This window comes from Streptomyces sp. NEAU-174 (assembly GCF_052665095.1).
Genome location: NZ_JBQTCE010000003.1, coordinates 86,785 through 113,727 on the forward strand (window position 1 = coordinate 86,785; position 26,943 = coordinate 113,727).

At 73.0% G+C, this 26,943-nt stretch carries 24 protein-coding genes and 1 pseudogene; 6 read left to right on the forward strand and 19 right to left on the reverse strand.

Going from position 1 to position 26,943, the window contains the following annotated elements; genetic code table 11:
• Positions 1 to 15: 15 nt before the first annotated feature.
• The 4 genes from ACT2CW_RS09750 to ACT2CW_RS09765 form a co-directional block, all read right to left on the reverse strand.
• On the reverse strand, positions 16 to 642 hold the full coding sequence (locus ACT2CW_RS09750) for a response regulator (RefSeq protein ID WP_171072826.1): 627 nt from the start codon (positions 640 to 642) through the stop codon (positions 16 to 18).
• A 106-nt stretch (positions 643 to 748) separates the two neighbouring features.
• Positions 749 to 2,881 carry a sensor histidine kinase gene (locus tag ACT2CW_RS09755; RefSeq protein ID WP_445516281.1) on the reverse strand — a complete coding sequence of 711 codons (2,133 nt, stop codon included), beginning with the start codon at positions 2,879 to 2,881 and terminating at the stop codon, positions 749 to 751.
• 1 nt (position 2,882) lies between these two features.
• The gene (locus ACT2CW_RS09760; RefSeq protein ID WP_164431306.1) at positions 2,883 to 3,194 is read right to left on the reverse strand and encodes a hypothetical protein; all 312 of its coding nucleotides are present in this window, start codon (positions 3,192 to 3,194) and stop codon (positions 2,883 to 2,885) included.
• A 129-nt stretch (positions 3,195 to 3,323) separates the two neighbouring features.
• Positions 3,324 to 3,761, reverse strand: a complete 438-nt coding sequence (locus ACT2CW_RS09765) for a hypothetical protein (RefSeq protein WP_445516282.1) — start codon at positions 3,759 to 3,761, stop codon at positions 3,324 to 3,326.
• A gap of 205 nt (positions 3,762 to 3,966) precedes the next feature.
• Between ACT2CW_RS09765 and ACT2CW_RS09770 the strand changes: the two genes are divergently transcribed.
• Complete coding sequence (locus tag ACT2CW_RS09770) at positions 3,967 to 4,953, forward strand: LLM class flavin-dependent oxidoreductase (protein WP_164431310.1); 987 nt, start codon at positions 3,967 to 3,969, stop codon at positions 4,951 to 4,953.
• A gap of 43 nt (positions 4,954 to 4,996) precedes the next feature.
• On the opposite strand, the gene ACT2CW_RS09775 is transcribed toward ACT2CW_RS09770, so the two are convergent.
• The 4 genes from ACT2CW_RS09775 to ACT2CW_RS09790 all read right to left on the reverse strand — a co-directional run bounded on the left by ACT2CW_RS09775 (position 4,997) and on the right by ACT2CW_RS09790 (position 12,336).
• Positions 4,997 to 6,415 (reverse strand): sugar porter family MFS transporter, encoded by a 1,419-nt coding sequence (locus ACT2CW_RS09775; RefSeq protein WP_164431312.1) that lies wholly within the window; start codon positions 6,413 to 6,415, stop codon positions 4,997 to 4,999.
• A gap of 216 nt (positions 6,416 to 6,631) precedes the next feature.
• Positions 6,632 to 11,236: an AAA family ATPase gene (locus tag ACT2CW_RS09780; RefSeq protein ID WP_445516283.1), complete on the reverse strand. Its 4,605-nt coding sequence runs from the start codon at positions 11,234 to 11,236 to the stop codon at positions 6,632 to 6,634.
• A 240-nt stretch (positions 11,237 to 11,476) separates the two neighbouring features.
• Complete coding sequence (locus ACT2CW_RS09785; protein WP_037948583.1) at positions 11,477 to 11,683, reverse strand: hypothetical protein; 207 nt, start codon at positions 11,681 to 11,683, stop codon at positions 11,477 to 11,479.
• A gap of 371 nt (positions 11,684 to 12,054) precedes the next feature.
• Positions 12,055 to 12,336 carry an acylphosphatase gene (locus ACT2CW_RS09790; protein WP_445516284.1) on the reverse strand — a complete coding sequence of 94 codons (282 nt, stop codon included), beginning with the start codon at positions 12,334 to 12,336 and terminating at the stop codon, positions 12,055 to 12,057.
• A 191-nt stretch (positions 12,337 to 12,527) separates the two neighbouring features.
• On the opposite strand from ACT2CW_RS09790, the gene ACT2CW_RS09795 reads away from it, so the two are divergent.
• Both ACT2CW_RS09795 and ACT2CW_RS09800 read left to right on the forward strand, forming a co-directional pair.
• Positions 12,528 to 13,484 (forward strand): CAP domain-containing protein, encoded by a 957-nt coding sequence (locus tag ACT2CW_RS09795; RefSeq protein ID WP_445516285.1) that lies wholly within the window; start codon positions 12,528 to 12,530, stop codon positions 13,482 to 13,484.
• 178 nt (positions 13,485 to 13,662) lie between these two features.
• Positions 13,663 to 14,139 (forward strand): winged helix-turn-helix transcriptional regulator, encoded by a 477-nt coding sequence (locus tag ACT2CW_RS09800; RefSeq protein WP_445516286.1) that lies wholly within the window; start codon positions 13,663 to 13,665, stop codon positions 14,137 to 14,139.
• Here ACT2CW_RS09800 and mutM read toward each other — a convergent pair.
• The 9 genes from mutM to ACT2CW_RS09845 form a co-directional block, all read right to left on the reverse strand.
• Entirely contained in the window at positions 14,052 to 14,987 is a 936-nt protein-coding gene (gene mutM / locus ACT2CW_RS09805; protein WP_445516287.1) for a bifunctional DNA-formamidopyrimidine glycosylase/DNA-(apurinic or apyrimidinic site) lyase, read from the reverse strand. The genes ACT2CW_RS09800 and mutM overlap by 88 nt on opposite strands.
• Positions 14,988 to 15,113: 126 nt before the next feature.
• A complete protein-coding gene (gene rnc / locus ACT2CW_RS09810) occupies positions 15,114 to 15,950 on the reverse strand; it encodes a ribonuclease III (RefSeq protein WP_164431323.1) in 837 nt (278 codons plus the stop codon).
• 19 nt (positions 15,951 to 15,969) lie between these two features.
• Positions 15,970 to 16,143 (reverse strand): 50S ribosomal protein L32, encoded by a 174-nt coding sequence (rpmF, locus tag ACT2CW_RS09815; protein WP_037948573.1) that lies wholly within the window; start codon positions 16,141 to 16,143, stop codon positions 15,970 to 15,972.
• A 2-nt stretch (positions 16,144 to 16,145) separates the two neighbouring features.
• Positions 16,146 to 16,736 (reverse strand): YceD family protein, encoded by a 591-nt coding sequence (locus ACT2CW_RS09820; protein ID WP_037948570.1) that lies wholly within the window; start codon positions 16,734 to 16,736, stop codon positions 16,146 to 16,148.
• A gap of 207 nt (positions 16,737 to 16,943) precedes the next feature.
• Positions 16,944 to 18,044: a cell division initiation protein gene (locus ACT2CW_RS09825; protein ID WP_445516288.1), complete on the reverse strand. Its 1,101-nt coding sequence runs from the start codon at positions 18,042 to 18,044 to the stop codon at positions 16,944 to 16,946.
• A gap of 106 nt (positions 18,045 to 18,150) precedes the next feature.
• Positions 18,151 to 18,660 (reverse strand): pantetheine-phosphate adenylyltransferase, encoded by a 510-nt coding sequence (gene coaD / locus ACT2CW_RS09830; protein WP_445516289.1) that lies wholly within the window; start codon positions 18,658 to 18,660, stop codon positions 18,151 to 18,153.
• Positions 18,657 to 19,244, reverse strand: a complete 588-nt coding sequence (rsmD, locus tag ACT2CW_RS09835; protein ID WP_164431327.1) for a 16S rRNA (guanine(966)-N(2))-methyltransferase RsmD — start codon at positions 19,242 to 19,244, stop codon at positions 18,657 to 18,659. The genes coaD and rsmD overlap by 4 nt, the downstream gene beginning before the upstream one ends.
• 188 nt (positions 19,245 to 19,432) lie before the next feature.
• Positions 19,433 to 21,580 (reverse strand): ATP-dependent DNA helicase RecG, encoded by a 2,148-nt coding sequence (recG, locus tag ACT2CW_RS09840; protein ID WP_432046338.1) that lies wholly within the window; start codon positions 21,578 to 21,580, stop codon positions 19,433 to 19,435.
• Positions 21,581 to 21,719: 139 nt separating this feature from the next.
• Positions 21,720 to 23,525, reverse strand: coding sequence for a DAK2 domain-containing protein (locus ACT2CW_RS09845; RefSeq protein WP_445516290.1), 1,806 nt, complete (start codon positions 23,523 to 23,525; stop codon positions 21,720 to 21,722).
• A 266-nt stretch (positions 23,526 to 23,791) separates the two neighbouring features.
• Here ACT2CW_RS09845 and rpmB point away from each other — a divergent pair.
• Positions 23,792 to 23,902, forward strand: a pseudogene (gene rpmB, locus ACT2CW_RS09850) (50S ribosomal protein L28); the annotation flags it as partial.
• A gap of 165 nt (positions 23,903 to 24,067) precedes the next feature.
• Here rpmB and thiD read toward each other — a convergent pair.
• Both thiD and ACT2CW_RS09860 read right to left on the reverse strand, forming a co-directional pair.
• On the reverse strand, positions 24,068 to 24,907 hold the full coding sequence (thiD, locus tag ACT2CW_RS09855; protein ID WP_445516291.1) for a bifunctional hydroxymethylpyrimidine kinase/phosphomethylpyrimidine kinase: 840 nt from the start codon (positions 24,905 to 24,907) through the stop codon (positions 24,068 to 24,070).
• Between the two features lie 91 nt (positions 24,908 to 24,998).
• A complete protein-coding gene (locus ACT2CW_RS09860; RefSeq protein ID WP_445516292.1) occupies positions 24,999 to 25,967 on the reverse strand; it encodes a thiamine-phosphate kinase in 969 nt (322 codons plus the stop codon).
• Between the two features lie 136 nt (positions 25,968 to 26,103).
• On the opposite strand from ACT2CW_RS09860, the gene ACT2CW_RS09865 reads away from it, so the two are divergent.
• Entirely contained in the window at positions 26,104 to 26,337 is a 234-nt protein-coding gene (locus ACT2CW_RS09865) for an Lrp/AsnC family transcriptional regulator (RefSeq protein ID WP_037948554.1), read from the forward strand.
• A gap of 20 nt (positions 26,338 to 26,357) precedes the next feature.
• Positions 26,358 to 26,855, forward strand: coding sequence for a DUF3515 domain-containing protein (locus ACT2CW_RS09870; protein WP_311766901.1), 498 nt, complete (start codon positions 26,358 to 26,360; stop codon positions 26,853 to 26,855).
• Positions 26,856 to 26,943 lie beyond the last annotated feature (88 nt).

The window sequence follows — 26,943 nt, forward strand, 5'->3', positions numbered from 1 at the left end:
ACGAGCGGGGGCGAGTCATTCGCCTCCCAGCCCGGCCTGCCGGGCGCGCACGATCGCCTGGGCGCGGTCGCGCACCTGGAGCTTGGCGAAGATCGATCCGACGTGATTGCGCACCGTCTTGTCCGTCACCACCAGCCGCTGGGCGATCTGGCGATAGCCGAGCCCGGCCGCGAGCAGATCCAGCACCTCCAGCTCCCGGGCGGTCAGCGTCGGGAACGCCTCCTTCGCGGACGCCGAGCCCGACGCGCCGACCAGCGCCCCGAGCCGCTCGGCCATCCGCGGGCTGAAGACCGCGCCACCGCGCGCCACGGTGTGCAGCGCCCGCAGGATCTCGTCCCGGCCCGCGCCCTTGAGGAGATAGCCGCGGGCCCCGGCGCGCAGGGCGGCCAGCAGACTGTCGTCGTCCTCGGACATCGTCATGACCAGCACCCGGATCTCGGGGTGATCGCACAGGATCCGCCGGGTCGCCTCCAGCCCGGACCGGCCCGGCAGCGCGAGATCCATCATCACCAGGTCCGGACCGGTGCGCACGGCCTCGGCCAGCGCCCCGTCCGCGCAGGCCGCCTGGCCGACGACGGTGAACGCGTCATCGAGATTGACGGCGGCGGCCAGGCCCTCCCGGAAGAGGGGATGATCGTCCACCAGCAACACTCTCCACTGCGACACCCTTCGCTCGCACCTTTCTCTTTCGAGGCTCGGTTCTTCCCCGGCTACCGCTAGGAGGTGCCCCCGCGGGGGCACAAACGCCTTACGGTGCCCGGCTCATCGATCTGCTGGTCTTGAGGAGGGCCCGGCAGGCCTCGTGGCCGGTCGGTTTCCGGTGCTCCTCCGGGTTGCCGTGTTCGCCCGGGCCGGCGAGGGGCAGCACCGCGTGGACCACCGTGCCGGTGGCCGATCCGGTCACCGAGCAGGAGCCGCCGATCTCCTCGGCCCGTTCGGTGACCGAGGCGAGGCCGACGCCGGGCACTGCGGTCTCGCGCAGGCCGCTGCCGTCGTCGGTGACCTTGACCTCGAGCGTGTCCGGGCCCGTGGTCAGCTCGACGCTCACCTGACGTGCCCGGGCGTGCCGTACGGCGTTGGTCAGCGACTCCGCCGCGATCCGGTACGCGGCCGTCTCCACGCCGGGCGACAGCGGGGGCAGCGCGGCGGGGCGGCTGGCCACGCTGACCCGCAGGCCGTCGACGCCCAGCCGGTGCGCCAGGTCGCGGACCGCCCCGGCCAGTCCGCGCTCGGCCAGCGCGGCCGGGGCCAGGCCCGCGGTGATCCGCCGGACCTCGACCAGGGCCTCGGCGAGCGTCTCGGCGGCCTCGCACAGCTGCGGGGTGGCGGGGTGGCCGGGCGGGCAGGAGGTCTGCGCGATGTCCAGGCGCAGCCTTACGGCGGCCAGTTGGGGGCCGAGTCCGTCGTGGATCTCCCGGCGCAGCCGGCGGCGCTCCTGTTCGCGGGCGAGCACCAGGCGCTCGCGGGCGGCCTGGGCCTCCTCGGCCAGGCGCAGCGCGGCGAGCGCGGGTGCGGCCTGGTCGGCGAGGAGGGAGAGCAGTCCGCTGTCGCGTTCGGCCGGGGTGCCGGAGCCGTCGCGGGAGACCTCCAACCGGCCGACGGTACGGCCGTGGTGGCGCAGCAGAAACGTCTGGACCGGGCCGGTCAGCGGGGCCCCCGCGGCGGCCAGCCGCCGGGGCCCGGCGCGGGTGTCGACGCTGACGGCGGCGCCCGAGACGCCGAGGTCCTCCACGGCGCTGCGGCAGATCTGCTGGGGCACCTCGCCCGGGTGCGGGGCCTGTTGCAGCCGTACGGCGAGGGCGCTCACGGCCTCGTGCGGGCGGGCCCGGGGGCCGTAGAAGGCGCGCTCGACGCAGAGGGTGAGCTTACGGGCGCTCGGGCGCAGCCCCCAGCCCAGTACCAGGGCGGCTCCGGCGGTGACGGTCGTCGCCCCGCTGCGCACGGAGGGAAGCCCGGCCTGGACGGCGACGACCGCGCAGACCACCACGGCGGCCAGCGAGGTGAGCACGAAGGCGCGGGCGAGGCGGTGGCTGGTGGAGCGGTCCAGCCGCCATATGCCGGTGCGGGCGACGCCGAGGCAGATCGCGGCGGCCCATACGGCGCTGCCGACCGTACGAGCCACGATCGTGGGCACGCCCTCGCCCCACTGGGACAGCAGGAGCGAGACGCAGGCGGGGTAGGCGGCGGCCAGCAGCGCCCAGTCGCGCCGCTCGGCGCCGCGCGAGAGGGCCGCGCGGCAGCACAGGGCGGCGGTCACGGCCGCGGCGACGCTGCGCAGCACCCAGGGTTCGGCCTCGGCGTAGGCGTCGAGGTGGTCGAAGGCCCACTGGCCGCTCGCGGTGGCGAACGCCGGGTTGGCCACGGAGCCCACCCGGGGCTCGCTGATCAGCCACAGCCCCGCGTACCCCAGCCAGTAGCCGGACGCGCCCAGGCTGATCACCCACCACTGCCACCGCCGGCGCCCGCCTCGGGGGAACAGCCACAGCGGCAGCAGCAGTACGGTCAGCGGGCGGCAGGCCATCTTGGCGGCGGCGAGCAGCAGGGACAGCACGGCGCCCGTGGTGCCCAGGTCGGCCAGGCCCAGCAGCCCGGCGGCGGCCGAGGGCAGCAGCCACAGGCCGCCGGCCACCAGCAGGACGCCGCCGTAGCGCCGGGCCGAGCGCTCGGCGAGCAGCAGCACGCCGACGCCCAGCACCGGAACGCCCACGGCGACCCTGGTCAGCACGGTGGCGCCCCGGGGGTGGGGGTAGGCGAGCGCGAGCCACTCGTCGTTGACCCGCAGCAGCCCGGCCACCCATCCGGCCAGGACCACCACGATCAGCGCCGATACCCCGCCCGCGGCGCGCACGGCGCGGTCCTTCGGCAGTGCGGCCTGTCGCATCTCAACCGGCGGCGGGCCAGGCGGTCAGGGCGCGCGCCGCGCCGGAGCCGCGGCCTCTGACCCACAGCGTGACGTAGTTGTCGTTACGGCCGGGGCGGCACTTGTACTCGGCCCACTTGTGCCGTTCGACTCCGGCCTTGCCCGCGCGCTTGCAGGCCGCGGTGGTGTCGTAGTGCCCCGCCTCCCGCCAGTCGGTGTCGGCGGACGTGACGGGGTGGGAGGAGGCGGTGGCGGGGGAGGCGGCCGCGGTCCACACGACGGCCCCGGCGCTCAGGCCGAGGGCGATCGCCGTGCGGATTCGGGTAGGGCGCATGGTCGTTCTCCTTGTGTCTCGCCCCGAGCACTACCCGCCGCCGCGGCCGTGAAGTGCGCGGATGCCCCGGCCCACCCGAACCGGTGACCCCCTAGCACCCCCGTTTCCATCGACGGCGGGGCCCGGTGCTCACCCCACGAGCAGCAGTACGGCGACGGCGATCGTCTCCGCCTCGCCGTAAGGCAGTCCGAAGCGCATCAGGGCGAGCATGACGGGCCGCGCCGCCCAGACCTCCAGCGTGTCGAGGAAGTTCGCGAGCCGGTGGGCGTAGCGGCGCACCATGGCGGTCTCGCGGGGGCTGAGCCGGCTGAGCAACTTGGCCAGCAGCGCGCCCCCGTGGCGGAGGGCGGTCACCAGCAGCCGCTGCCGGATGAGCCGCGCCGCCTCGGGGTCGGGGCCGGTACCGGCGCCGTCGCCGTGGCCGTCGCCGTTGCCGGAGAAACCGGAGAAGAGCGCGGCCTTGGCGGATTCCAGGGGCCCGGGGTCGCCGGCGGTCTGCCGAACCCGGGTGATGAGGTCGTCGATGTCGGCCGCGGTGATGAGCGATTCCCCCGTGCTGATCGTCACGCGCCCCTCCTGAGTTGGCGTATGCGGGCTGCGGCCCATGTGACGGGCCGGCCCTCACCATGGGCCGCCCCGCGTCCCAGGCACATGAGTCATCCGCCCCGGCCCTGCCCGTACGGTGGGCCGAACGGGCCATGGAGGTAGCTATTTGACGGTCCGTCAGCTACGGTCCGGCTGCCGCGTCCCATGACGAAGGAGGACATCCGCCATGCCCGTCACGGTCGTACGCCTCAACCTCGTCGATCCCGACGCGACCCCGCGCGGGCTGTCCGAGCGGTACCGCGCCGCGCTGGAGATGGCGGCCTTCGCCGATGAGCGGGGTATCTCCACCCTCCAGACCGAGGAGCACCACGGGTCCACCGACAACTGGCTGCCCGCCCCGCTGGCCTTCGCGGGCACGCTGCTGGGCGCCACCCGCCGGATCACCGTCACCGTCTCGGCGCTGATCGCGCCGCTGTACGATCCGCTGCGGCTCGCCGAGGACCTCGCCGTGCTGGATCTGGCCAGTGGCGGGCGGCTGATCACGGTGGCCGGGATCGGCTACCGGCCGGAGGAGTACGCGGCCCTGGGCACGGACTGGAAGCGGCGCGGCGCGCTCCAGGACGAGGCGCTGGAGACGCTGCTCGCGGCCTGGACGGGTGAGCCCTTCGAGCACCGGGGCCGCACCGTCCGGATCACCCCGCGCCCGTACACCCGGCCGCATCCGCCGCTGCTGATCGGCGGCAGTTCCCAGGCGGCGGCCCGCCGCGCGGCCCGCCTGGGCCTGCCGTTCTTCCCGAGCGCGCATCTGCCCGAGCTGGAGGCGTACTACCACGCGCGGCGGGAGGAGTACGGCACCGAGGGCTGGTGTCTGATGCCCCCGGCGGCCACCCCGCTGCTGCATCTGTCCGAGGACCCGGACCGGGCCTGGGAGGAGTACGGCACCCACCTGCTGTACGAGGCGCGCAGGTACGCCTCCTGGCAGCAGGGCACGGTGCGCTCGGCGGTGCGTTCACGGGCCGAGGACGTGGCGGCGCTGCGCCGGGAGGGCGTCTACCGCATCGTCACCCCGGAGGAGTGCGTGGCGCTGGCGGAGGAGGGCGGCGAGTTGGCGAGCCTGGTGCTCCATCCGCTGTGCGGCGGGATGCCGGTCGAGGAGGGCTGGCGGTCCCTGCGGCTGTTCGCGGAACGAGTGCTGCCCCGCCTCAAGGACTGAGGCGGGGCAGTTCTCCTGTGCGAGGAGTGGGCGGCGGGGGGATTTAGCCCATCTCCTCCAACGCCTTGCCCTTGGTCTCCGGCACCCACTTGAGGATGAACGGAATCGAGAGCAGGGCGAAGGCCGTGTACAAGATGTACGTACCCGACAGGTTCCAGTCCGACAGGCTCGGGAAGCTCGCGGTGATGGCCCAGTTGGCGATCCACTGCGCGGAGGCGGCGACGCCGAGGGCGGCGGCGCGGATCTTGTTCGGGAACATCTCGCCGAGCAGCACCCAGACCACCACGCCCCACGAGAGGGCGAAGAAGAGCACGAAGGCGTGGGCCGCGATCAGCGCCAGGACACCCTCCGCGTGCGGCAGCTTGCCATCCACCAGGTGCGCCGAGAAGGCCCAGGCCACCAGGCCGAGCGAGACGGCCATGCCCACGGAGCCGATGAGCGCGAGCGGCTTGCGGCCGATCCGGTCGACGAAGATCATCGCGATCACGGTGCCGAGGATGTTGATGATCGACGTGGTGAAGGAGTAGAAGAACGAGCTGCTCGGGTCGACGCCGACGGACTGCCACAGCGTCGAGGAGTAGTAGAACGCCACGTTGATGCCGACGAGCTGCTGGAAGACCGAGAGCCCGATGCCGATCCAGACGATGGGCAGCAGACCGAACCGGCCGCCGAGGAGGTCCTTGAAGGTCGACTTCTCCTCACTGCGCATGGCGTGGTCGATCTCGGCGACCCGCACATCGAGGTCCACGGTCTTGCCCTCGACCTCTTCCAGGACCTGCTTGGCCTCGGCGGTGCGGCCGACGGAGATCAGGAAGCGGGGCGACTCGGGGATGGCGAAGGACAGCAGCCCGTAGAGGACGGCCGGGATGACCATGACGCCGAGCATCCACTGCCAGGCCTCAAGACCGGCGATCTGCCCGCGCTGGTCGCCGTCGGCGAGGTTGAGGATGCCCCAGTTGACGAGCTGGGAGATGGCGATGCCGACGACGATCGCGGCCTGCTGGAACGAGGCGAGCCGACCGCGGTAGGCGGGCGGGGCGACCTCGGCGATGTAGGCCGGGCCGATCACCGAGGCCATGCCGATGCCGACGCCGCCGAGCACCCGCCAGAAGGCCAGGTCCCACAGCGAGAAGGGCAGCGCCGAGCCGACCGCGCTGATCGTGAAGAGGGCGGCGGCGATCTGCATGACGCGGATCCGGCCGATCCGGTCGGCTATCCGGCCCGCGGTGGCGGCGCCGATGGCCGAACCGATCAGGGCGATGGCCACGACCTGGGCGAGGGCCGCGGAGCCGATGTCGTACTTGCCGCGGATGGCTTCGACCGCTCCGTTGATCACCGAGCTGTCGTAGCCGAAGAGAAAGCCGCCCATCGCGGCGGCTGCGGTGATGAAGATGACGTGGCCGAGGTGCTCCGGCTGGGCCTTGCGGCCCTCGGCTCCCTGTGCCTGCACGGTGGTGGACAACGTGAACTCCTGACGCCCGCCCGGCAACGGCGCCGGACGTGGGGGGACGGCTGACCCTTCCAGCGGTCGCTGCTGAGGCGTCGACCACCACTTGAAGGTAAAAGCAACGTTGCAGAGACTATTCCTTCAAGTTTCGAAGTCAATAGGGTGTGACGAAGAAATCGCTCCAGCACGCCGACACGCGGGAGCAAGTCTTGACTTCAAGTATTGAAACGGTCACCGCAAGCGCTGGCTGATGACCTTCGAGACGCCGTCGCCCTGCATGGAGACGCCGTACAGCGCGTCGGCGACCTCCATCGTCCGCTTCTGGTGGGTGATCACGATCAGCTGGGAAGCCTCCTGGAGCTCCTGCATGATCCGGATCAGCCGCTGGAGATTGGTGTCGTCGAGCGCCGCCTCGACCTCGTCCATCACATAGAACGGGCTCGGCCGCGCCTTGAAGATCGACACCAGCAGGGCCACGGCGGTCAGCGAGCGCTCACCGCCGGAGAGCAGCGACAGCCGCTTGACCTTCTTGCCCGGCGGCCGGGCCTCCACGTCCACGCCCGTGGTCAGCATGTTCTCGGGGTCGGTCAGCACCAGCCGCCCCTCCCCGCCCGGGAACAGCCGCGAGAAGACGCCCTCGAACTCGCGGGCGGTGTCCCGGTACGCCTCCGTGAAGACCTGCTCGACCCGCTCGTCGACCTCCTTGACCACCTGGAGGAGGTCGGCCCGGGTCTTCTTGAGGTCCTCCAGCTGCTCGCTCAGGAACTGATGCCGCTCCTCCAGCGCCGCGAACTCCTCGAGCGCCAGCGGATTGACCTTGCCGAGCTGCTGGTACGCGCGCTCCGCGGCCCTCAGCCGCTTCTCCTGCTGCGCTCTGACATACCGCACCGGCTGGTTGCGCGGATGCTCCGGATCCTCCGGCAGGACCTCGCCCTCGGCAGGCGGGGACGGCGGGACGAGCTGGTCGGGGCCGTATTCGGCGATCAGCCCGGCCGGTTCGACGCCCAGCTCCTCCAGCGCCTTGGTCTCCAGCTGCTCGATCCGCATCCGCTTCTCGGCGCCCAGCACCTCGCCCCGGTGCACCGAGTCGGTCAGCTTGTCCAGCTCGCCCTTGAGGTCACGCCCCTGGCCGCGGGCGGCGTCCAGCTCCCGCTCGCGCTCGGCCTTGGCGCGCTCCGCGGCGTCCCGCTCCTGCTCGGCCCGTACCAGCGACACCTCGACATGCGCCAGCAACTGGCGGGCGCCGGAGGCCACGGCCGAGGCCACCTCGGCCTCATGACGCAGCCGGGCGCGCCGCTGCTCGGCGCGCGTCCGGGCCTCGCGCTCGGCGCGCGCGCCCCGGTCGAGCGCGTCGGCACGCCCCGCGAGCCCCTTGACGCGCTCCTCATGCGTACGGACCTGGAGCCGCGCCTCCATCTCGGTCTGCCGGGCGTTCGCGCCGTCGGCCGCCAGCCGGTCGCGTACGGAGGTGTCGGGCTCCTCCTCGCCCGGCTCCTCCTCCGCCACGGCCAGCCGCTCGGCGAGCTCCTCGGCCTCCTCGGTCGCCCGCTCCAGCGCCTCCTCGGCCCTGGCGACGGCCGCGGTGCTCCGCTCGGCCTCCCCGGCGGCCCCGCGCGCCTGCCCGGCCAGCCGGCCCAGCGACTGCGCGACCCGCGACTTCTCCCGGTCCGCCGCGCTCCGGCGGCCCGCGAGCTCCTCCACGAGCGCCAGGCACTCGGCCCGCCGCTCCTGAGCCGCGCGCTGCGCCCCGGCCAGCTCCTCGCACCGTACGGCGAGCCGCTCGAGCTCCGCCGCTGCCTCGTCGACGGACGCCTGCACCTCCAGCAGCGTGGGCGCCCCGGCGGAGCCGCCCTGCGCGAAATGTGCCCCGAGCAGATCGCCCTCGGCGGTCACGGCGGTCAACTCCGGCCGCCGCGCGAGGAGTTCCTCGGCCTCCTCCAGGGTCCCGACCACCACCATGCCGTCCAGCAACCGTCTTACGGCGGGCAGCAGCGCGGCGGGCCCAGCCACCAAGTCCGCCACCCACGGCAACGCTTCGCCGGCCGCGGCCTTCCCGCCCGGCCCGCCCCCGGGCACTGCCCCTGCTACGGCCGCCTCTCCCCCGGCGGGCTGCGGCACCCGCGCGGAGACGACCGACCCGGCCGGCCCGGCAACGGCGGCGACCGCGGCACCGGGCACCGAAGCGGCTGGGGCGCCGTCAGACGCCGTACGGGGATCGCGGCCCTCGTCCCCGGACGCCTCCGGCCGCGTACCGGGCACCACGGGCCGGTCGGCGCCGGGCCCTGCGGACGCGCTCGCGACACCCGTATCGCCCCGGCTCACGGCGTCGGCGCCCGGCGCGCGCGTGCCCGGGGCAGCACTGCCCGCCGCCTCGGACGACGCTCCCGCGGTATCGGTGACGGCCTGCGCGGACCCCGGCGCGGTACCCCAGGAGTCCGCCCCGCCGGGCCGAGAGCCGTCATCGGATCCGGAGGACTCGTTCACCGGACCGTCCGGGGACCGCGTACCCGGCACGGCGGCAGCGCCATCAGCCGCCTCGGGCGCCGCCCCCGCGGCATCGGCGACGGCCTGCGGCACGCCCGGACCGCCAGTATCCGACGCGCCGCCCGGCCGAGAGCCGTCATCGGATCCGGAGGACTCGTTCACCGGACCGTCCGGGGACCGCGTGCCCGGCACGGCGGCAGCGCCGTCAGCCGTCTCGGTGGGGCCCTCCGGCGCGCCAGCGGGTGAACCGGCCCCGGCCGTGAGGGCATCCCGACCCCCGGACTCGGCCCCCGGCACCCGCGTGCCCGGCACGGCGGCAGCGCCGTCAGCCGTCTCGCCGGGGCCCTCCGGCGCGCCAGCGGGTGAACCGGCCCCGGCCGGGGGCGTTTCGGCGTCCGTGCCCGGTGTCGTGCCCGGCTCGGTCGGGCGACCGAGAGGGCCGGGCGCCGCCGGGGTGGTCGCCGATCGTGGCGCGGGCCCCTGGTCCGGCTCGCTCGGCGCGGCCCCCTCGGCACGCGTGCCCGGTACGAGGGCGGCGCCACCCGGCGCGGGCGCGCCGGGACCGCCCGGCTCCGGCGCGGCGGACGGGGATTCCGCCAAGGCGGCGGACGGGGACTCCTTCCCCTCCGCGGTCGGCGTCGTCAGCAGCAGGGTGGCGCGGCCGGCGTCGTCGGCGCGGAGGAGGCGGATCGCGTCGGCGGCCGCGTGGGGGCCGCTGACGGCGATCGCGTCGGCGGCGGCGCCCAGGGCCGTGGCGACCGGGACCTCGAAGCCCGGGGTCACGGTGAGGAGTTCGGCGGCGGGGCCCAGGAGTCCGCCGAGGCGGTCGGCGGCGGCCATAAGGGCGCCCGTGCCGTCCTTACGGCGGAGACCGAGGGCGAGGGCGTCATGCCGGGCGGAGGTCGCGGCACGCTCGCGTTCGGCGGCCGTCGCCGCCTCGCGGGCCGCGCTCAGCGCGGCCTCCGCCTCGGCCAGCTCGCGCTTCGCGGCCTCGTGGCGCTCCGCCAATTGCGCGTCGTCCGCGTCGAGTCCGTCGACCTCCGCCTTGAGCTGCTCGTACTCCTCCTGCGCGGCGACCGCCCGGGTCTGTGCCTCGTCGCGGGACGCGGCCAGCCGTTCGATCTCGGCGCGGGCCGAACCGGCCCGGCCGCGGGCGGCGTTCACCTGGCCCTGGAGCCGGGCGAGCCCTTCGCGGCGGTCGGCGATGGCGCGGGCCACGTCCTTGAGCCGGCGCTCCTCCTCGGCCAGGCTCCGCTCGAGCTCGGCCCGGTGCGCCACGGTGTCGTCCAGTGCCCGGCTCGCCGCCTCCAGGGCGGCCTCCAGCTCGGCCTCCTGCTCCCGGACGCGGGCCGCCTCGCGCTCCATGTCCTCGGGGTCGCGGCCGCGCCGCTCCTCCCCGGGGGCGGAGGTGGCGCTCTTGACCCGGGCGTCCGCCAGGCTGATCGTGCCGCGCACCCGCTCGGCGAGCTGCGAGAGCTCGTACCAGGTCTGCTGGGCGTCCCGGAGCCGGGGCGCGAGCCGCCGCACCTGCTCCTCCAGCGCCGCCTCGCGCTGCTGCGCGGCCCGCAGCTCGGCCTCGGCCGCCTCCTTGCGCCGCTTGAGCTCGGCCTCGTCGGCGACCTCGGCGCGCAGCGCCTCGCGCAGGGTCACCAGGTCGTCGGCGAGCAGCCGCAGCCGGGCGTCGCGCAGATCGGCCTGGATGACGGCGGCCCGCCGGGCCACCGCGGCTTGCCGGCCGAGCGGTTTGAGCTGGCGCCGCAGCTCGTCGGTGAGGTCCTGGACGCGGGCGAGGTTGGCCTGCATCGCGTCCAGCTTCCGCAGCGCCTTCTCCTTGCGCTTGCGGTGCTTGAGGACGCCCGCGGCCTCCTCGATGAAGGCGCGGCGGCCGGTCGGATCGGCGTGCAGCACCCCGTCGAGCTGGCCCTGCCCGACGATGACGTGCATCTCCCGGCCGATGCCGGAGTCGGAGAGCAGCTCCTGGATGTCCAGCAGCCGGCAGGTGTCCCCGTTGAGCTGGTACTCGCTTCCGCCGTTGCGGAACATGATCCGCGTGATGGTGACTTCGGCGTAGTCGATGGGCAACGCGCCATCGGCGTTGTCGATGGTGAGCGAGACCTCGGCGCGGCCGAGCGGGGGACGGCCGGTGGTCCCGGCGAAGATGACGTCCTCCATCTTGCCGCCGCGCAGGGACTTGGCACCCTGTTCGCCCATGACCCAGGAAAGGGCGTCCACGACATTGGACTTGCCCGAGCCATTGGGGCCGACGACGCAGGTGATGCCCGGCTCGAACCGGAGCGTCGTGGCGGAGGCGAAGGATTTGAACCCTCGCAGGGTCAGGCTCTTGAGATGCACGCCTTTGGACTCTACCCGCCGCGCTTCCTCCGGCACCGTCCCATGAGGGTGGCGCGGCGCACCCGTCCCGGCTTTTTCTCCGTTTCAGCAATGATCGGTTTCACCGCTGGGAGAGAGGGGCACATCAGTCGGTAAGGATGGCTCGGAGGCACACTTGGGGAAACGACGAAGGGACGCCGAAGCGTCCCTTGAGGATTCTCAAGCGGCTGACGATGCAGCCCGACCGGCCCTGGGGCTGGGTCAGGCGAGCGCAGGCTCCGCCTGGGATACGTCGATGCTTTCGAGCAGCGAGTCGCCGTGTCGAGCGGCGGCGGACAGCGCGTCGTTCTCGGCCTGAATCCGGACGATCTCGGATTCAAGGTCCTGGACGCGCTGCTGAAGCCGTCGCATCTCGGCGAGGACTCGGGGGTCGGAACCGCCGACGTAACCGAGAAGCGCCTTTGCCATGATGGATGGTCCTCCACACTGAGTGACCGACCGAAGCGGTGTGGGTCGTGAGGGATTTGCACCCGCGATGCTTGCCGAAAATACTACCGTGCTGCGCGGCAAACAGTTAAGGTGCGCGGGGCTTCCAGCGTCTCACCAATTGGTTTGAGGGTCAACACGATCACACGCCGACGGGCCCGCAGGGGCCGAGAGCACACTGACGGCGGACGCTCCCGCCCCTCTCCAGATGACCCATCGCGGTCGGGGATCTTTCGTGACTCCGCAGCCTTCCATGGAGCGGCCCGGTTGGCAACCATCAGCCGATTTCTGCTCACCGTGCGCAGGGAAGGCGTGGTCAGAGGGGGCCGCGAAGGGTGCCTCGGGTGAGTTGATCAACGGATCTCGAAGGTGTCGTAGCCGCCGCGCGGTGTGTCCCAGATCTCGGTGATTCCCTCGACTTTCCCGGGCGTGTCGCCATCCCGGAGCCATTCGAGCAATTGTTCGCACTCCGCACGGGGGCCCTCCGCGACCACCTGCACCCGCCCATCGGCGAGGTTGGAGGCAAAGCCGACGAGGTCCCCGATGCGCAACGCGTTGGCCCGGGTGTACCAGCGGAAGCCGACGCCCTGGACGCGGCCGCGGACCCACACGGTGAGGCGGACTCTTTCGTTCATATGCGCACGCTAACCCCCCGTCCGAGCAGCCGCTAAACCATCGAATTGCCCAGTAGGCAGGCGCGTTGGGGCCCGAATGGCGTACAGTCCCGGCTCAACAGGACTCACCCACACGAGTGATACATGGCTCGCGCACACGAGTGACACATTTCGAGCGACTTTTGACGCCGAGCACACAAGGAAGGCAGGAGATGGGCCGCCATCGACGATCTGCCCCCGGTACCCCGGCGCAGGTGGCCGCCGCAGGCCGCCACCGGGGACCGCACCGGAGCCCCCTCGCTCCGGTCCGGACCGGACTGTTGGGCGTATCCGCCGCTGTCGCGGTCGGCGCCGTGGCGATGGCCTCCGGACTCGGTCCGAACGGCTACGAACTCGGCGGGGGCAACGACTCCGCCGGACAGGTCCAGGCGGGCGGTCCGTCGGACTCCGGCCTGGAGACACAGGGCTCGCAGTCCGCGGCCCCCACCGATCGCGGCACGGTACCGCCCAGCCGTGGTGACGACCGCCCTCACGCACCCTCCACAACTCCCTCCAAGACCCCGCCCAAGCCCTCCGAGCCGCCCTCCACCACCCCGCCGGAGCAGCCGGCGCCCTCCCAGCCCTCCGGGAACGACCGGCCCGGCGGAAACGGCAAGGGCAAGGGAAGCGACAACGGCAACGGCCACGGCAACGGCAAGGGCGGCGCGAACGGCGGCGGGCACGGCAAGCCGTCGCAGACGCCCTCGGCGGAGCCGACCGCACCCGAACCCCCGGCGGCGTCGACCGGCCCCGAGACCGCCTCGGAGGCCGAAGTCCTCACCCTCGTCAACAAAGAGCGCAAGAAGGCCGGCTGCGACCCCGTGGTAGCCGACTCCAAACTCGCGCAGCTGGCCGAGGACTTCAGCGAGGACATGTCCCTGCGCCAGTTCTTCGACCACATCAACCCCGACGGCGACAGCCCCTGGGAGCGCGCCGAGGGTGCGGGCATCCTGGACCTCGGCGGGGAGAACATCGCCCGCGGCCAGTCGGACGCACAGTCCGTGATGGACTCCTGGATGAACAGCTCCGGCCATCGCGCCAACATCCTCAATTGCTCGTTCAAGCGACTGGGCGTCGGCGCGCACTTCGGCGACGGCGGTCCCTGGTGGACCCAGGACTTCGGCTACTGAGCCGCGTGAGCGGGAGCCGCTGAGCGAGAGCCCCCGAGCGGGCCTCCGCATCCGGCCGCATGGGAGAGCCCGGGGCGTACGAAAGCACCCCGGGCTCTCATACGCCCGCGCGAGCAGCACACTCACCAGCCGAAAGCGCGACCCCGGAGTCAGCGCTGAGTGCGCGTATGGTGTGGGTATGGACAGTGAACGCAGTGGCGGGGCGTCCACCACGGTGGACGTGGAGAACCTGGCCTTCGACGTGTTCGCCCGCGCCTGCCCCTCACGCGGCACGCTGGAGCACGTCACCGGCAAATGGGGCGGCCTCATCCTGAGCGCGCTCCACGACAGCACCTTCCGCTTCAACGAGCTGCGGCGGCGGGTCGACGGCGTCAGCGAGAAGATGCTGTCCCAGACGCTGCACGCGCTGGAGCGCGACGGTCTGGTGCACCGCGAGGCGCAGCCGACCAACCCGCCCCGGGTGGACTACCGGCTGACCCCGCTGGGCAGCGCGGTCGCCGAGCGGCTGCTGGCCCTCATCCATCTGGTCGAGGACCGGATGCCCGAGGTGCTGACGGCCCGGGAGCGCTACGACACCGCGCGCGCCGGGAGCGACGAGGCACCGGCCACGCTGGACGCCGGACGGGCCGTGGTGGCCGGGCGCGGCGGGCGCTGACAGCGCGGGCAGAAGTAGCTGGAGCGGTTCATCCAGGGGCGGCGGCGCATCGCGGTGCCACAGCGGCGGCAGGGCTCGTCCTCCCGGCCGTAGGCGTCCAGGGAGCGCTCGAAGTACCCCGACTCGCCGTTCACGTTCACATAGAGGCTGTCGAAGCTGGTGCCGCCGACGGCCAGCGCGGCGGTCATCACCTCGCGCACATGCTCCAGGAGTTCGGCGGCGCGCGGCCGGGTGAGGGTGGCCGTGGGCCGGTCGTAGTGCAGCCGGGCGCGCCACAGCGCCTCGTCGGCGTAGATGTTGCCGACCCCGCTGATCAGCGACTGGTCCAGCAGCGCGCGCTTGATCGTGGTGCGGCGGCGGCGCAGCGCGAGGTGGAAGGCGGCTTCATCGAAGGCGGGGTCCAGCGGGTCGCGGGCGATGTGCGCGATGACGTCCGGCAGCCCCTCCAGATCGCCGGGGACGGTGTCGTGCAGCGAGAGCCCGCCGAAGGTGCGCTGGTCGACGAAGCGCAGCTCGGTGCCCGCGTCGTCGGCGAAGCGGACCCGGACGCGCAGATGCTTCTCGTCGGGCGCCCCGGCCGGCTGGACCAGCAGCTGCCCGCTCATCCCCAGATGGGCCAGGACGGACTCGGCGGGCGCGCCGTCGTCGAACGGCAGCCATAGGTACTTGCCGCGGCGCCGGACGGTCCCGGCGCGGCGGCCCCGGAGGCGGGCCGCGAAGTCCTCCGCGCCGCCGAGGTGGCGGCGGACCGCGCGGGGGTGCAGCACCTGGACCTCGGCGACCGTACGGCCGCTGACCCAGCGCTCCAGTCCGCGGCGGACCACCTCGACCTCGGGCAGCTCGGGCAACGGGGGCCTCCTTGAAGCCTTCGAGCCCTCACCGCCCCCGGGCGGAACGGCCCCGGCGGGCCGTCCGCCCGGGGGCGGTGAGAGGCGTTACGGATGTGCTGGAAGGTGCGGGTCGGGGAAGGCCGATCAGCGTGCCGGGGAGGCCGCGTCGGCGGCGGCTCCGCCGTCCACCGCCGTGCCCGCGGTTCCGGCGTCGGCCGCCTTGGCCTTCGCCTGGGCCTCGTCGGCAGCCGCGCGGATGGCGCGCCAGGCGGCCTCGGCCGCCTGCTGCTCGGCTTCCTTCTTGCTGCGGCCGGTGCCGGTGCCGTACGCGACACCACCGACGCGGGCGGCAGCCGTGAAGGTCTTCTCGTGGTCGGGACCGGTCTCGGAGACCAGGTACTCGGGGACCCCGAGGCCCTCGGTGGCGGTCAGCTCCTGGAGGCTGGTCTTCCAGTCCAGGCCGGCGCCGAGGTTCGAGGACTTCTCGATCAGCGGGTCGAAGAGCCGGTGGACCAGCTCCGCGGCGGCGTCGAGCCCCCGGTCGAGATAGACAGCGCCGATCACCGCTTCAAGGGTGTCGGCCAGGATGGAAGCCTTGTCCCTGCCGCCGGTGCCCTCTTCGCCCCGGCCGAGCCGGATGAAGGCGCCGAGGTCGAGGCCGCGGCCCACCTCCGCGAGCGCGCGCGAGTTGACCACCGCGGCCCGCAGCTTGGCCAGCTGGCCCTCGGGCAGGTCGGGGTGGATGCGGTACAGCGTGTCGGTGACCACCAGGCCGAGCACCGAATCCCCGAGGAATTCCAGCCGCTCGTTGGTGGGCAGCCCGCCGTTCTCGTACGCGAAGGAGCGGTGGGTCAGCGCACGCACCAGAAGGGCGGACTCGAGCTGGTACCCGAGCCGCCCTTCCAGGATCGTGTGAGACGAGGCCGTGTCCGCCTGGGCCGTTTCACCGCGCTTGCGCGGGGGCGTGGTGGCGTCTGACATAGAGCCTGTCACCCGCCGATCAGACCTCGAGGACCTGGCGGCGGTTGTAGGTGCCGCAGCTCGGGCACGCGATGTGCTGCTGCTTCGGCTCGTGGCAGCGCTCACACGCCACCAGGTTGGGGACCGCAGCCTTCCACTGCGACCGGCGGTGGCGCGTGTTGCTGCGCGACATCTTCCGCTTCGGAACAGCCACGGCTACTTCTCCTGTGAGTCATCCCCGCGCTCGCGGGGTGCGTTGTCCTTCTCGCCGTCCCTCATGGTCTCGGCGAGTCCCTTCAGTGCCGCCCAACGGATGTCGGCGGACTCGTGGTGGTGGTCGGGGTCGTCCGCGAGCCGGGCGCCGCAATCGGCGCACAGACCCGGGCAGTCCTCCCGGCACACCGGCTGCAACGGCAGTGCGAGCACCACCGCGTCGCGCAGCACGGGCTCGAGGTCGAACAGGTCGGCCTCGAGGAAGAGCATGTCCTCCTCCTCGGCGTCGTCGCCGGTATCCGCTTCGCGGCTCCGGTCGTCGGCGTCGGGGTAGGAGTACATCTCCTGGAAGTCCACTTCGAGCTCTCGCTCCAGCGGCTCCAGACACCTTACGCACTCCCCCGTGAGCGGCGCACGGGCGGTGCCTGTGACAAGCACCCCTTCCATGACCGACTCAAGGCGGAGGTCCAGCTCGATCGTCGCGCCCTCCCGCACCCCGATGACCTCGATACCGAGACCCTTGGGCGCCACCACGGAGCGGGAGACCCTTTTGAGCGCACCGGGACGACGGCCCAGCTCGCGCGTGTCGAACACGAGAGGGGCACGGTGGTCGAGGCGGGCGTTCAGGGCTTCCTGCTTTCTACGCTGCGGCGGGCCACCCGAACATCCACTACGAATCGGGCAGCCGAGATCGCGGACGTACGCGCGACCGAAGAGCCAGGATACTGGACAGGCTGCCGTAGACCCAATCCGCCCGGTGGGGAAGGGACTCTCGCACCCCGAGCACTTCCCGCGGAGCGCTCAGCGGCCCTGCTCGTACTGGCGGAGCTGATCGAGGTCGATCATGCTCGTGTCGAACAGGCTGGTCTCGTCGAGCGCGGCGCCCTGCTGCTGCTGGTGCTGGGGCTGCTGCTGAGGCTGCTGGGGCACGTAGGCCGCGTTCGGATCGTAGCCCTGGGCCTGGGCCTGCTGCTGTTGCTGCTGTTGCTGTTGCTGTTGCTGCCAGGCGGCGTAGGCGTCCTGCTGATAGCCGCCCTGCGCGGCGTACGGGTCCTGCTGTACGTACGCCTGCTGATAGCCGTACGCGTCCTGCTGCTGGTAGCCCGCGGTGGCGGCGTAGTACCCGGCGTCGGCGGCCGCCTGGCCGGGCTGGGCGGCGGGCTGGGCGAGGTCCGCCTGGGACTGGGCCAGGTCCGCCAGATAGTCGTCGTCGGTGGTCCGCAGGGCCATGCCGGCCCCGTCCTGGGCCGCCATATGGGCGCCGAGCTCATCGGCGGGCCGGGCCCCGAGCAGCTTCTGGCGGCCCCGGCCGACCGCCTCCAGGGTCTTGGCGAGGACCGCCGAGACGGCCCCCAGCTTGGTGTCCACGTACTCGTCCGCGCGGTGCCGCAGGGTGGCAGGGTCGGCGCTGCGCTCCGGGCCCTCGTCGGGCTGCCCGAGGCCGTCCTCGGCGCCGGGGGCGCGGCCGAGCAGCTTCTCCCGGCCGCGGTCGACCGAGCCGATGGTCTTGGTGAGCACGACCTCGAAGTTGGCCAGCTTGCTGTCCACGTAGTCGTCGGCCTCGACGCGGATCTCCTCGGCCTCCCGGCGGGCCTCGGCGAGGATCCGGTCGGCCTCCTCCTGGGACTTCCGCACCAGCTCGGTTTCCGAAATCAGCGAGGCGCGCTGGGCGTGCGCGGACTCGATGATCCGCCCGGCCTCCCGGTGGGCCTCCTCGACCATCTGGTCCCGGCCGCCGATCAGCTCCTGGGCGTGGGCCAGGGAGTCCGGCAGTGCCGCGCGCACCTCTTCGAGCATGGCGAGCAGCTCGGCGCGGTTGACCACGCACGAGGCCGACATGGGCATGGACCGGGCGCCACCGACGGTATCGACGATCTCGTCGAGCTTCTTCTGCACGTCCACTGTGGGTGCTCGCAGACTGTCTGGATGCGGATGGATACGGAGACGAACGGGACGACTGTACGGCCAGCGGCCGCCTCCCGGACAGCCGCTGACGCCCCGTCAGCCGCTACTTCCGGCCGAGCCGCTCGGCAAGCGCCTCCAGGACCAACGGGGGCACCAGGTGGGAGACGTCGCCGCCCCAGGCCGCGACCTCCTTGACCAGGCTGGAGGAGAGGAAGCTGTAGGTGGGGTTGGTGGGCACGAACAGCGTTTCCACGCCGGAGAGGCCGTTGTTCATCTGGGCCATCTGCAACTCGTAGTCGAAGTCGCTGACGGCCCGCAGCCCCTTGACGATCGCGGGGATGTCCCGCTGCTTGCAGAAGTCCACCAGGAGGCCGTGGAACGCCTCCACCTGGACGTTTCCGTACTCCTCCGTGGTCTGGCGGAGAAGGTCGATCCGCTCGTCCACCGTGAACAGGCCCTGCTTCGACTTGTTGATCATCACGGCGACGTACACGACGTCATAGAGCTTGGAGGCACGGGCGATGATGTCGAGGTGTCCATTGGTGACGGGGTCGAACGACCCCGGACAGACTGCGCGGCGCAACGGAAGTTCCTCGCTCTCGGGTCCGGTCATGACGCGTCCTCGCACGTCGAGGCGGCGCGACCGTACCAAAGCGTGCCCTCCCCGTAGCGACGGGCCCTGAGCCCCTCGAATCCGGCAGGCCACACGAACTCCCCACCTCGTGTGCTCCGCTCAACGGTGGCCAGCGCACGGGGCCCGAGCCAGCCCTTCACCAGGAGTGTGAGGAGTATCTCCCGAATTTGGTCGTCGGTGACCGCGTAGGGCGGATCCAGGAAAACGACGTCGTACGGGCCGGTGTCGGGGGCCTGTCCGGCGATGGTCTGTTCGGCCTTGCCGGTGCGCAGCTCCGCGCCGGGCAGACCGAGGGTGCGGACGTTCTGCCGGATCGTGCGGGCCGCCCGCGGGTCGGACTCGACCAGCAGCGTGTGGGCGGCGCCGCGGGACAGCGCCTCCAGGCCGACCGCGCCCGAGCCGCCGTACAGATCCAGGACGCGGGCCCCGTCCAGCGAGCCGAGCAGCGACTCCCAGGTGGAGAACAGGCCCTCACGCGCCCGGTCCGAGGTGGGTCGGGTGCCGTTTCCCGGCGGCACGGCCAGGCGGCGGCCGCCGGCCGCTCCGGCGATCACGCGGGTCATGGGTGGGAGCCGTCCTTCACGGTGGTCGGGGCAGCGGCGCCCGGTGCCCGTCCGGGCGGGGCCGCCGCATCTCCACGATATGGCGTACGGGGGCAGACGGTGGCCGGGCGCGCACCTCGGACGGGCCCGGCGGTGGCCGGGCGCGTTCCTTTCGCGGGGCTCAGCTCGCGGGGCTCAGCTCGCTGGGCTCAGCCCTTGTCGAGGAACTCCGCGCGCTCCTTGTCCAGCAGGGCGTCCAGCGCGGTGCGCAGCTGCGGGTATCCGGCCAGCTCCGGGTCGGCGGCCACGATCGCGGCCGCTTCCTCCCGGGCGGCCGCGATGACCTCCTCGTCGTCGATGACGGCGAGCACCCGCAGCGAGGAGCGGACCCCGGACTGGGCCTGGCCGAGCACATCGCCCTCGCGGCGCTGCTCCAGGTCGATCCGGGACAGCTCGAAGCCGTCGAGCGTGGCGGCGACCGCGCCCAGCCGGGCCCGGGCGGGGCTGCCCTCGGGCATGTCGGTCACCAGCAGACACAGCCCGGCGGCGGAGCCCCGGCCGACGCGGCCGCGCAGCTGGTGCAGCTGGGAGACGCCGAACCGGTCGGCGTCCATGATCACCATGGCGGTGGCGTTGGGCACGTTCACACCGACCTCGATGACGGTCGTGGCGACCAGGACGTCCACCTCGCCCGCGGCGAAGCGGCGCATCACCTCGTCCTTGGCCTCGGGCTGCATCCGCCCGTGCAGCACCTCCACCCGCAGATCGCTCAGCGGGCCCTTGACCAGCTGCTCGGCGACGTCGACGACGGCCAGCGGCGGTCGCTTCTCGGCCTCGTCCTCGGGGCTCTTCCCCTTCGCCGCCTTGGCCTCGTCCTCCTCGTCCCCGATCCGCGGGCACACCACATAGGCCTGGTGGCCGGCGGCCACCTCCTCGCGCACCCGCTCCCAGGCGCGGGTCAGGAAGTGCGGCTTGTCCTTGGCGGGCACCACGTGGGAGGCGATCGGGGAACGGCCCGAGGGCAGCTGGTCCAGGACGGAGGTCTCCAGGTCGCCGAAGACGGTCATGGCCACGGTGCGCGGGATCGGGGTGGCCGTCATCACCAACAGATGCGGGGGCTGTTTGCCCTTGGAGCGCAGGGCGTCGCGCTGCTCGACCCCGAAGCGGTGCTGCTCGTCCACGACCACCAGGCCCAGATCGTGGAACTGGACCTTGTCCTCGATCAGGGCATGGGTGCCGATCACGATCCCGGCCTCGCCGGTGACCAGGTCCAGCAGCGCCTGACGGCGGGCCGCGGCGCCCATGGAGCCGGTGAGCAGCACCACCTTGGTGCCCTGCTCGGCCCCGCCCAGCATCCCTCCCTCGGCCAGCTCCCCCATCATCTCGGTGATCGAGCGGTGGTGCTGCTGGGCGAGCACCTCGGTGGGCGCGAGCATCGCCGCCTGTCCCCCGGCGTCCACGACGCCGAGCATCGCGCGCAGCGCGACCATGGTCTTGCCCGAGCCGACCTCGCCCTGGAGCAGCCGGTGCATGGGGTGGTCGGTGGCGAGGTCGGCGAAGATCTCCTCGCTGACCCGGCGCTGGCCCTCGGTGAGGGTGAACGGCAGCCGGGCGTCGAAGGCGGTCAGCAGCCCGTCCGGGGCGGGCTTGCGGGGCGCCGCGGGCAGCTGGGCGTCGGCCTGCCGCCGCCGGGCGAGCGCCACCTGGAGGACGAACGCCTCGTCCCACTTCAGCCGGTCCCGGGCCGTCGCGATATCGGCCTTGGTGCCCGGCCGGTGGATCTTGCGCAGCGCCTCGGGGAGCGTGGCCAGTCCCCGGCCCTCGCGCAGGCTCTCGGGCAGCGGGTCGATCAGCCCGGCCAGGGCGGACTCCTCATGGCCGGCCGGGCCGAGCACGGTGTCGACGGCCTGCTGGATCTGCCAGGACTCCATCTGCTTGCACGCCGGGTACAGCGGCAGCAGCTGATTGGCGAACGCCTCCACGGCCTCCGCGCCGCTCCCCGCGCCCAGCGTCTTGAACTCGGGGTGGGCCAGCTGCCGCTTGCGGTTGAAGACCGAGACCTTCCCGGCGAACATCGCGCGGGTGCCGGGCTGGAGCTCCGTACGCGGCTTGTGGACGCCCTTGCCGAAGAAGACCAGCTGGAGACGGCCGCTGCCGTCGGTGATGGTGACCTCGAGCCGCCGGCCCCGGCCGCCGTTGAACGTGTGCACCCGGGCGTCGGCGACCTGGGCCACCACGGTCACATGCTCGTCCAGGGGCAGGTCGGACAGCCGGGTCAGCTCACCGCGCTCCGCGTACCGCCGCGGGTAGTGGTGCAGCAGGTCGCCGACGGTGTGCAGGTCGAGATGGTCGGCCATCACCTTCGCGGTGTTGCCGCCCAGGACCTTCTTCAGGGGTTCATCCAGCACGGGCACCCGTCCATTGCACACCACGGGAGTGACAATCGGGGATGACGAGCGGGGTGGTTCGGCGGGTGGCCGCTCCGGGCGGCCGGGCTCATTCGATGCCTATGATCAGCGGCGCGGTGGGCTGACCCCCGTGGTAGACGACCGTGTCGACGGCGAAGTGCCCCTCCCGCACATGCCGCTCCAGCCGCTCGGCGACCTCCTCCGGAAGGTCCGCGCCGAGCACCAGCGTGACCATCTCGCCGCCCGACGCCAGCATTCGGTCCAGCACCGTCTCGGCGGTCGCGGCCAGCTCCGAGCCGATCACCGCCACATCGCCGTCGATCATGCCCAGGACGTCCCCGGCCTGGCACACCCCGGCCATGGTCCAGGACTGGCGCTCGGCGACGGCCAGTTCCGCGTAGCGGGTGGCGCCCGCGGCCGAGGTCATGGCGACCACGTCCTCGTCGAAGCTGCGGCCGGGCTCGTGGACGGCGAGCGCGGCGATGCCCTGGACGGCGGAGCGGGTGGGGATCACCGCGACCCGTACGCCCTCGGCGCGGGCCTGGGCCGCGGCCGCGGCCGCCGTGTGGTGCAGCTCGGTGTCGTTGGGCAGCAGCACGACCTCCCGGGCCCGGGCCCGGCGGACCGCGTCCACCAGCTCACCGCTGGCGGGCGGCTCCCCGGGGCGGGTGGCGACCGCGGTCGCGCCCGCCTCGGCGCACAGCGCGGCCAGCCCGTCGCCGGGGACGACGGCGACCACGGCACGGGGGGCGCGCTCGGCGCGCGGGCCGCCCGTGGGGCCCTGGGCACCGGACTGATCCGGCAGGACGACGGCCGGGCCCGGCCGGTCCGGACCGCCCGAGCCCGCCTTACGGTCGGCGGCGCCGCCGAAGTGGGTGATCCGGATGCGGTACGGGCGCCCGGCCTGGATGCCCGCCTCCACGGCCGCCCCCGCGTCGTCCACATGGACGTGGACGTTCCACAAGCCGTCGCCACCGACGACCACCAGGGAGTCGCCGAGGGCGTCCAGCCGCTCCCTCAGGGCGGTCACGGCCGTGTCGCCGGCCTCCAGGAGGTAGATCACCTCGAAGGCGGGTCCGCCGTCCGGGGCGCCGTCGGCGGAGCAGCCCGCCACGTCCTGCTCGCTCGTTCCGGTGGGCGCCTGGGCGTCATGGCCGGGGCGGGCCGGGGCGGGCGGCGCGGGGACCTCGCCCGACAGCGCCTGGGCGAGCCCGCCCAGGACCGTCACCAGGCCGTAGCCGCCCGCGTCGACCACCCCCGCGCGGGCGAGGACGTCGAGCTGGCCCGGGGTGGCCTGGAGCGCCGTACGGGCGCCCTCGTACGCGGCGCGGGCCACCGTGGCGGCGTCGCCCGTGGTGCGCTCCGCGCTCTCCGCGGCGGCCACGGCGACCGTGAGGACGGTGCCTTCGACGGGGTGCGCGACGGCCAGGTAGGCGAGGTCGACCGCGCGCCGCAGCGCCCGCCGCAGCCCGTCCGCCTCATCCTCGCCAGGGGCCGCTCCCGCGCCCAGGGTCACTCCCGTGTCCGGGGCCGCTCCCGCGCCCGGGTTCCCGTCCGGCCCGCCGTCGGCCAGGACGTCCGCCATGCCGCGCAGCAGCTGCGCCAGGATCGTGCCGGAGTTGCCCCGCGCGCCGATCAGCGCGCCATGGGCCATGGCGCGCACCACATCGGCGAGGGTGGGGCGGGACGCGGCGGCCGAGGCCGCGTGGCCGTCGAAGGCCGCGTCGACGGCCCGGGCGGCGGACTCGACGGTCAGATACAGATTGGTGCCGGTGTCCCCGTCCGCGACCGGATAGACGTTGATCGCGTCGATGTCCGCCCGGGCCCGGCCCAGCGCGTCGAGGGCGAGCCCGCACCAGGTCCGTACCGCATCGGCATCGAGCGTGTGCGGCACGAAAGGTCCTCCTCGGAGGCTGCTGGGGGCGGGGGTGGGCATCGCGTCATCGCAGGGTAGCCGCCGCCCTCGGCGGGTGCCGGGGCAGCCATGATAGTTTCGTTGTACGGGAGTGGCCGTTGTATGCTGCTCCGGTTGCCCGATGCGAATCGGGCCATTCCCCCCAGGCGCCGCCGATCCTTCACGATTCAGGCAACGTCCGGGGCATCCGTTCAGTGTCCTGTCTCCTCGCGGGAAGCGAGGGTGACCCGTCTTTGGAGTAACCCGTGGCTGCCAACTGCGACGTCTGCGGCAAGGGGCCGGGCTTCGGCAACAACATCTCGCACTCGCACCGCCGCACCCGCCGTCGTTGGAACCCCAACATCCAGACGGTGCGCGCTGTGGTCGGTCGTACCCCGAAGCGGCTCAACGTCTGCACCTCGTGCATCAAGGCCGGCAAGGTTTCGCGCTAGTCGTCTAGTCGCACGGCCTCCCCGCGCAAGCGGGACAACCGGTACGCCAGGCCGGTCCACCACTGGAGTGGACCGGCCTTTCGCGTGCCCTCAGCCGGTCCGCTCCGACAACCACCCGTGGTCGACCGGGCCGATGCCCGTGCCCAGGGGGAAGCCTGCCGCGATGGCGCCCGTGACGTAGTCCTTGGCCGCCGTGACGGCCTCGGGGACCGCGTAGCCGCCCGCCAGATACGTGGCGACGGCAGCGGCCAGGGTGCACCCCGTGCCGTGCGTATGGCGGTTGTCCTGGCGCGGCGCCCGGAGCCAGTGCTCCTCGGTGCCGTCGGTGAGCAGATCCACCGCGTCGCCGCCGGGCAGATGGCCGCCCTTGATCAGCGCCCATCGCGGGCCGTGCCCCAGCACCGCCCCGGCCGCCCGTCGCTGGTCGTCCTCCGACTCCACCCGGACGCCGGTGAGCTGGGCCACCTCGTCCAGGTTGGGCGTGGCCACGGTCGCGGTCGGCAGCAGCTTCGTACGGACCGCGTCGAGCGCCTCGGCGGCCAGCAGCGGGTCACCGTGCTTGGAGACGCCGACCGGATCGACGACCACGGGCGCGGTGACGTCCGCGAGCAGCGCGGCGACGGTCTCGACCAGTTCGGCGGTCGCCAGCATCCCGGTCTTGACCGCCTGGACGCCGATGTCGTCGGCCACGCTGCGGAACTGGGCCCGTACGGCCTCGGCCGGCAGCTCCCAGGCGCCCTGGACGCCCAGGGAGTTCTGCGCCGTCACGGCCGTGATCACGCTCATGCCGTGCGCGCCCAGGGCCAGCATGGTCTTCAGGTCGGCCTGGATGCCCGCACCGCCGCCGGAGTCCGATCCGGCGACGGTGAGGACGCGCACGGGCGCCGAGCCGTCATGGGCGGGGCGGGGGACGCGGGGAGGTAGAGCCATGGCACCGAATCTACTCGGCGCCGAGGACATCCCCAGACGTCCCCCAGGGGCCCTTACGGCCGCCCGGTGCCCTTACCGTCACCCGGCACCATCACTCGGCGCCCTTACCGTCGCCGAAGTGGTCCCAGCCCCCATGTGCCCACGGGGCTCCGTCCACCGTCACCTGGGGCAGCGCCGAGGGGTTGAGCACCTCGCCGATCACCTTCCAGCGGGCCGGCAGCTTGGCGTCGGGCGGGAAGGTGGCCACGATCGCGTGGTCCTCTCCCCCGCTGAGCACCCACTGGAGCGGATCGACGCCCACCGCCTGCCCGATGTCCGACATCTGCGAGGGGACGTCGATGTCCGCCGAGCGCAGATCGATGCGGACCTTACTGGCCTCGGCGATATGCCCGAGGTCGGCCACCAGCCCGTCGCTCACATCGGTCATCGCCGTCGCGCCGAGCCCGGCGGCGGCGGGACCGGCGTGGTACGGCGGCTCCGGCCGCCGGTGCGCCTCGACAAAGGCCCGCGGTGAGCGGAAGCCGCGCGAGAGCACCGCGTGTCCGGCCGCCGACCAGCCGAGCCACCCGGTGACGGCGACGACGTCGCCTGGCTGGGCACCGGATCGGGTGACCGGCTCGTGGTTGCGCAGATCGCCCAGGGCGGTGATGGCCACGGTGATGGTGTCCCCGCGCACGACGTCACCGCCCACCACGGCCGCGCCCGCGACCTGGCATTCGTCGCGGATGCCGTCCATCAGCTCGGTCGGCCAGGTCACCGGCAGATCGGCGGGGACCACCAGGCCGAGCAGCAGGGCGGTCGGCACGGCGCCCATGGCCGCGATATCGGCCAGGTTCTGGGCCGCGGCCTTACGGCCGACGTCATAGGCGGTGGACCAGTCCCGGCGGAAGTGCCTGCCCTCCAGCAGGACGTCCGTACTGGCCACGACCCTCCGGTCGGGCGCGGCCACGACCGCGGCATCGTCACCGGGCCCCAACCTCACCGCCGGGGTGGTGGTGAGCCGGGAGGTGAGCTCTCTGATGAGCCCGAACTCCCCCAACTCGCCCACGGTGCCCTTCATCCCATCGCCCCTTCGTGCTCGTGACCGCTTTCCGCCGCGCCGCGCTCCCCGCGCGGGTCTCCCCGCGCCGCATGGCGACGCGGTACCGTGGCGTCCCTTCTTTCCACATGATCCTCGTAGCCGCCCTGGAGGTTCCGTGGTACAGGCGTACATCCTGATCCAGACCGAGGTCGGCAGGGCCTCGACCGTGGCCGACGTCATCGCCAAGCTCCCCGGGGTGATACAGGCGGAGGACGTGACGGGCCCCTACGACGTGATCGTGCGGGCCCAGGCCGACACGGTCGATGAGCTCGGCCGCATGGTGGTCGCGAAAGTCCAGCAAGTGGAAGGGATCACCCGTACCCTGACCTGCCCGGTAGTCCATCTCTAGCTCCCCCGTATGATCGGCCGGTGAATTCCGCACACCGTAGTCCCACCCGACGGCTCGTTCCGCTGTCCGCCGTGGTGGCCTTGGCCCTGGTGCCGGTAGCCGGTTGCTCCTTCACCGGGGATTCCGACGACACCAAGGCGCCCGCGGTTCCCACACCGGCCCCACAGGCGGCCGCGATATGCCGGGCGCTGCACAAGGAACTGCCCGATGCCGTGAACGGGCTGAAGCGGGGCACCGCCGAGCCCGCCTCGGACTACACAGCCGTGTGGGGGGACCCCGCCGTGCAGCTGCGCTGCGGGGTCCCCCGGCCGGAGGCGATGGGCTCCAAGACCGATTCGGCCGAGGTGAACGGCGTCGAGTGGCTCCCGGAGAAGCGAAAGGACGGCTACCGCTTCACCACCGTACTGCGCCGGGCCTATGTCGAGGTGACCGTGCCCGGGAAGTACTCCCCCGAGATCAACCCCCTGCTCGACCTCGCCCGCGCCGTCAAGAAGACGGTCCCGAAGGGCGTGGCCTAGCGCGATCCGGTGCGACTGGCCCGGCCGCGGCCGTCCGGCTACGGGCGGGGAGGGGAGCAGCCCGCCGCAGGCGCCGAGATCCGCCGGA